This window comes from Aquiflexum sp., from assembly GCF_977115555.1.
In genome coordinates this window covers 1-5478 of sequence record NZ_CDSBKL010000284.1, presented here as the reverse complement: position 1 = coordinate 5478, position 5478 = coordinate 1, and the positions used below count along the sequence as shown (strand labels likewise).

General features: G+C 39.4%; 6 protein-coding genes and 1 pseudogene. 6 read left to right on the top strand and 1 reads right to left on the bottom strand.

Annotation, left to right across the window (positions count from 1 at the left end; translation table 11 throughout):
* Positions 1-147 (bottom strand): annotated as a pseudogene (locus ACZFYI_RS14955) (IS1595 family transposase); the annotation flags it as partial.
* Between the two features lie 149 nt (positions 148-296).
* Between ACZFYI_RS14955 and ACZFYI_RS14950 the strand changes: the two are divergent.
* The 6 genes from ACZFYI_RS14950 to ACZFYI_RS14925 all read left to right on the top strand — a co-directional run bounded on the left by ACZFYI_RS14950 (position 297) and on the right by ACZFYI_RS14925 (position 5214).
* Complete coding sequence (locus ACZFYI_RS14950; RefSeq protein WP_462524931.1) at positions 297-932, top strand: PliI family lysozyme inhibitor of I-type lysozyme; 636 nt, start codon at positions 297-299, stop codon at positions 930-932.
* Positions 933-1287: 355 nt separating this feature from the next.
* Positions 1288-2064, top strand: coding sequence for a threonine/serine exporter family protein (locus tag ACZFYI_RS14945; protein WP_462524930.1), 777 nt, complete (start codon positions 1288-1290; stop codon positions 2062-2064).
* Entirely contained in the window at positions 2061-2567 is a 507-nt protein-coding gene (locus tag ACZFYI_RS14940) for a threonine/serine exporter family protein (protein ID WP_462524929.1), read from the top strand. The genes ACZFYI_RS14945 and ACZFYI_RS14940 overlap by 4 nt, the downstream gene beginning before the upstream one ends.
* Positions 2568-2606: 39 nt before the next feature.
* Entirely contained in the window at positions 2607-3815 is a 1209-nt protein-coding gene (locus ACZFYI_RS14935; RefSeq protein ID WP_462524928.1) for an aspartyl protease family protein, read from the top strand.
* A 283-nt stretch (positions 3816-4098) separates the two neighbouring features.
* Positions 4099-4470 (top strand): hypothetical protein, encoded by a 372-nt coding sequence (locus ACZFYI_RS14930; RefSeq protein ID WP_462524927.1) that lies wholly within the window; start codon positions 4099-4101, stop codon positions 4468-4470.
* 93 nt (positions 4471-4563) lie between these two features.
* Complete coding sequence (locus ACZFYI_RS14925; RefSeq protein WP_462524926.1) at positions 4564-5214, top strand: DUF2306 domain-containing protein; 651 nt, start codon at positions 4564-4566, stop codon at positions 5212-5214.
* Positions 5215-5478 lie beyond the last annotated feature (264 nt).

Genomic DNA, 5478 nt, shown 5'->3' with positions numbered 1-5478 from the left:
TTGAAACATTAACTTTGAGTGAAGCCAATAATGATCAGAACATTTACATTTCTTACAGATTACTCCTTCGTTGATCCTTTTTTCCTTAAAAAAATCAATACAGGATGATTCATCCGGGAAACGCTCAGTAAATTTTAAAATATTCATAGTCAGAACCTTTTGTTCTAACCAAATAAGGTACTTATATTGAACCCAACAACTTAGTGTCACTGGTTGTCACAATTAAATTTGGCTAGTGGCAGGATTCCGTAAAACCATATTAATTAAATCATCAAACGTGTATAACGTAATCAAATATGAGGTACTTTAAAACAATTTTAATTTCAGCTTTTGTTATTATCCATTTCAATGCCTGCAAACAAGAGAAAACAGAAATTAGCGAAACTGAAATTATTCCCGAAGCAGAAACTTTCACGGAGGCTGAACCAAAGTTGGTTTTTCAAAAATCTTTGTCATTACAGGACATAACTTTTGATATTGAAGCCCGTGGAGAAGGCTCCATAATTCAGCTTTCCATTCAGCCCGAAGGTTTAGAAATCGATAATCAAAAAATTATTCTTGAAGTGGAAGGACAGGTGGTCAATGCCGAAATTGAAGACCTGAATTCTGATGGTTTTCCTGAAATCCTGATTTATTCAATTTCCGCAGGAAGTGGCAGCTACGGGAATGTTATAGGATATTCGGTAAACAACGGCAAATCGGTAAGTCAAATCTATTTTCCTGAAATTTCAGAAGATAAGGAAGCTTCTAAAGGGTATATGGGACATGACGAATTCACCATCGTGGAGACAACTTTGGTAAGAAGGTTTCCTATTTACAATGAAGGAGACTCCAACAGTAATCCAACCGGAGGTACCCGACAAGTCCAGTACAAAATGAAAAACGGCGAATCCTCCAGGCAATTCATAATTGATAAAATCATTGAATTCTAGCCAGGTTATTAATAAAAAAACAATGGAATTGCTTTTTGCAATAAAATCAATTCCTTAACTCATATTTTTGGAAGTGGGAATATGTCTTCCAATTTTGTATTTGAATTAAAAACCACCCAAGCTTAGAAGCGAGCTATAACATGCTCATTTTGGGTTTTTCCGAAGTTTGAGTTTAATTACTATTGATGAAATTATTGACTCTAAAAGCTCAGACAGGACTTACAGCCCAAACAAAAAATCTAAGTCTGATTGTAATTGAAGAGGACTTTTTTTCAAAATCTTTCCCTATTAAAGATTAATTTGCACCTGAAAACTAAAGTAAATCTGATTTTTAAAAACAGGATACAGGATTTATATGAGCAAAATTGACTTTGGAGAATCTGCTAAATTGGGAAATCTGTTACTTAGTGCCGGGGTGGCCCTGATAAAATCCGGTGCAGGGAGCAGTAAGGTCATCACCAACATCTCAAGATTTGCAAATGCGTATGGATACGAAGCCAATGTGGACCTTAGTACAAGAAACATCTCTATTTCACTGCATCAGGAAAGTCGTCAAAACATTTTTTCGGGTTCCCGTAGCATCTCGACCCTTCCCGGAGCCAATTTCAAAGTGATTACCGCTATCAGTAAATTGAGTTGGGATGTGGTGGAAAAAGAGATCAGCCTTGAAGATGTCTCAAAAACCATCAGCGAAGCTTTGGCAATACCTCCATATAACCGGTTTATTATTCTTTTTTTCACCGGGATTGCAGGATCTGCATTCTGTTTTACTTTCGGTGGGAACCTGTTTGAAATGGCCATTACTTTTGTGGCAACTTATTTGGGTCTTTTCTTTAAGCAGGAACTGGTTCTCAAAAAATTCAATCCCTTCATGATTACCTATGGCAGTGCTATGTTGTCCGCTGCCGTCATCGCTGTCTGTTGGAAAATTGGTGTAGAAGCCAATCTTGAGCATGCCTTCGCTACAAGCATATTATTTCTCATTCCGGGGGTACTTTTGATTAATTCCTTTATTGACCTCATGGATGGCCATATCATCAATGGTGTAGACCGGGGCATCAATGCATTGATGCATGCTTTCTCCATCGGGGCAGGCTTGTCCACTGTCCTATATATCTTCAATGTGTTATGATGACCGATTGGATAGATATTGTTTTCAAGACTTTTTGGTGTGCTTGTGCCGCGTTCGGGTTTGCCATTCTTTTTAATTCTCCGAAACGGTCATTGTTTGCTGTTTTTTTATGCGGAGCCATGGCAGCTTTTCTGAAATTCACCGTTTTGCTTCCTGATGTCGGGGGAGGGATAATTTTGGCTTCTGCTGCAGGAGCTGCCGGGGTGGGTTTTGCAAGTATCCCTGTTTCACACTGGAGGCATGTTCCTCCCATAGTGATCAGTATTCCCTCAGTCATACCGCTTATTCCTGGATCATACGCCTACAGGTCCATTTTGGGATTGATATCTTTTGTCAGCCATACTGAGGCTGAAGTCCTTACCAAAACCGCCTATGACGCAGTGATGACTTTTTTTATTGTCCTTGCCCTCTCTTTGGGAGTGACCTTGCCGATGTTGTTGTTCAGGATAGAAAGTGTGAAAAAGGTGAACTATTCTTTGCCTTTTTGGGAAAAAAAGAAATAGCCGGGGAAGACAATCAGGCACTTGAATGACAAAAACCCCATGAACAAAATCCCATTCTTACTTCCGGTTTTTTTAAAAAAAACCTATTTTGTAACTATGAAATATAGTCTGATTTTGACCCTTTTGGTTTTTATTTTTTGGAATGCCGAAGCTTCCCAAGCGGTACATGCATATGACTCCATCCAAACATTCCCCTTCCATATCGATGCAGGTTTGGTTGTATTCAAAGGTCAAATGGATGGGGTGGATACGGACTTTGCCTTTGATACAGGTGCAGCGATGGGATTGGCAAATTCTAAGGCAGAGCCAGCAGCAAGACTTAAAGTCAAAGGAAAAAAAATCAAAATGCGGGATTCCAACAAGCAGATTGCCAAAGTCCCCACAGGACTGACAAAAGAAATCAGCATTGGAGGGTTTACCTTTCCCAAAGTACGAAGCCTCGTCAACGACATGGCTTACCTCTACTGCATGGATTATTACCTGCTTGGATCTGACATCATTTCACAGCTCAACTGGGAAATAGATTTTGAAAATATGCGCATCCGAATTTCAAAAAGCCCCTTCCCTGTCCAACAGGATTGGACAGTTATTCCGGTTTATTTTTTCAATAAGCGGCCTTTTGTGACGGTAAAGTTTGCCGGACAGGAATTCAGGAATGTCCTCATCGACACCGGCTACACACAGGTTTTCAGTTTTCCGGCCAACAATCCTTCCATTCAGGATTTTCTTTTCCTGAAAGACAGCCTTGGCCTCAGCAATCCCAATATCAGCAGTTCCATGGGTGCTTTGAGCATACAGACTGACAGTACAAAAACCATTTTGGTGGACAGCCTGCAGATCGGCGAAAACCACTTTAGGCGTGTTCCCGTCAGCTTTGAGCCAAGCACCGGAGCAAAATTGGGGATTGGTTTTTTCAAGACTTTGGGCAGTACGTTGGTCATCAACAATGCTGAATCGAAGTACTTTCTCCGGATGAGGGATGAGATAAAGTTCAAAGATCCGATCCAGGTAGGCGTGCACTACCAAGAGGGTAAAATCGTTGTCATGAGCAAGTCCATCGGGGCCGTCCCTGAAGACATCATGCTCAGTATCGGAGAGGAAATCCTTTCGGTCAACGGCCGCAGGGCGGAGGATTTTGTGGATGCCTGTGATTTTATGAGGTGGTCCTTTACCTCCAAACCAAATTCGATCAGCATCACCAAATTGGATGGAACTACTTTGGTTTTTGAGCCGATAAGGTTGAAGTAGGCTCTCCCCCTCCTACACTGATTTTTTTCCGGAAGGCATAGTACCCAATATCATGGAGCCACAGCACGGAAGTTGGCTGTAATCATCTGGAGCATGGTGGTAAAAGGAACACCCTACATCAACCCGGAAGGATATCTGTTCCTGGATCAAAAAAGAAAGTTGGGATTAGTTAAGCGAATCAAAAAACAAATCGATAAATTCGGAATTACCGAAGACGACTTATACCTCAAAACAGCTGAATTTTAAGGGTTTTTAGTGCCGTTAGTCAAAATAAAACTAAACAATGAGAAATAAAGCAAATATTTGGATAACTCTTGTGGGCATACTGGTTGGTGCAATATCATATTGGCGAATTCCTTATAGTGAAATGAATTTTTTAGAAATTAATTTGTGGCTTTTTGTAGGGTCTGGAGCTTTAATTGGAGCTTTGTTTTCAACTTTGTCATTTCGGCAAAAGCCTTGGAAAGTTGGGCTATTTATTATGCTTGGAGTTATTCTATCTTTAATCATTCGAATAATTTTTGACATAACATTTTGGGATTCAACATCACATAACCTTGCCCCATTTGAAGTAATATTTGGTGGGTTTCAATCTTTCCCAATGGCATTTGTTGGAGCTTATGTCGCAAAATTTATTCAAACATTTAAAAAGTAAATACTGCCAACAATGTTTATAGCGGATTAAAACGCGCTATATTCTTGCCTGTCAGTGGCAAGCGGGGGACTAACCTAACGATAAAAAATTGGTATGAAAAAAATCGAACGACTTTTCATAATTATTTTATGGACAATAATTGTCGGACTCTCATTTTACTTCTTCCTTGACAACGTAGCGGTCTACCTGACGGGATATAAGAGTAAGAGCTTTTCAAATAATCCATTTTGGGTTGGACTACATTTGGTTGGGGGGACGTTGGCTTTATTCTTCGGACCAATTCAATTTTCAAAGTGGTTGAGATATAAATATCTGACTTTCCATCGGCTTTCGGGCAAAATATACATTATTGGAGCCTTTATTGCAGGCCTATCTGCACTTCGACTTTCAATAATAAGTTCGTGTGCACCTTGCAGAGTTTCTTTATTCATTCTTGCAGTTTTGGTTTTAGCTACAACATTTTTTGCTTGGTGGTCGATAAAGAACAAGAATTTGGAATCACACCGACAATTTATGGTAAGGAGTTACATCTGTGTTTTCTCATTTGTTGCGGTTAGGATCGGAGGAATCTTTCCTTTGGACTTTTTATTTGGACAAATTGACGACCCGACATTTGACCGCACTGTAAATGAATACTTTTTCTCATTCGTGCCATTGCTTATTGGGGAGATGCTAATGACTTGGTGGCCGACATTAAAAAATATAAGAGATAAAATTAAAGTAGGACAAACCAGCAGTCACTAACAGCGTGTTTGTGCTATTGGCAATGGACGACCAAATAATTAATATATTTGTTTACAACGTTTTCCCACGCGGATACGGGCGGCTTCGAAATCCGTAGCCATCATAAACTCAACCGTAGTGTTTCTCTCTGCTTGAGATTGCTTCCATAATCAAACAACACTTCAGGGATTTAAATTTATGAATTTAAAAATCAAACAGAAATTTTTTATTTTTCCTATAACATTCATGCTAATATTCATTTAGTAAAAATATCCAAATATAATC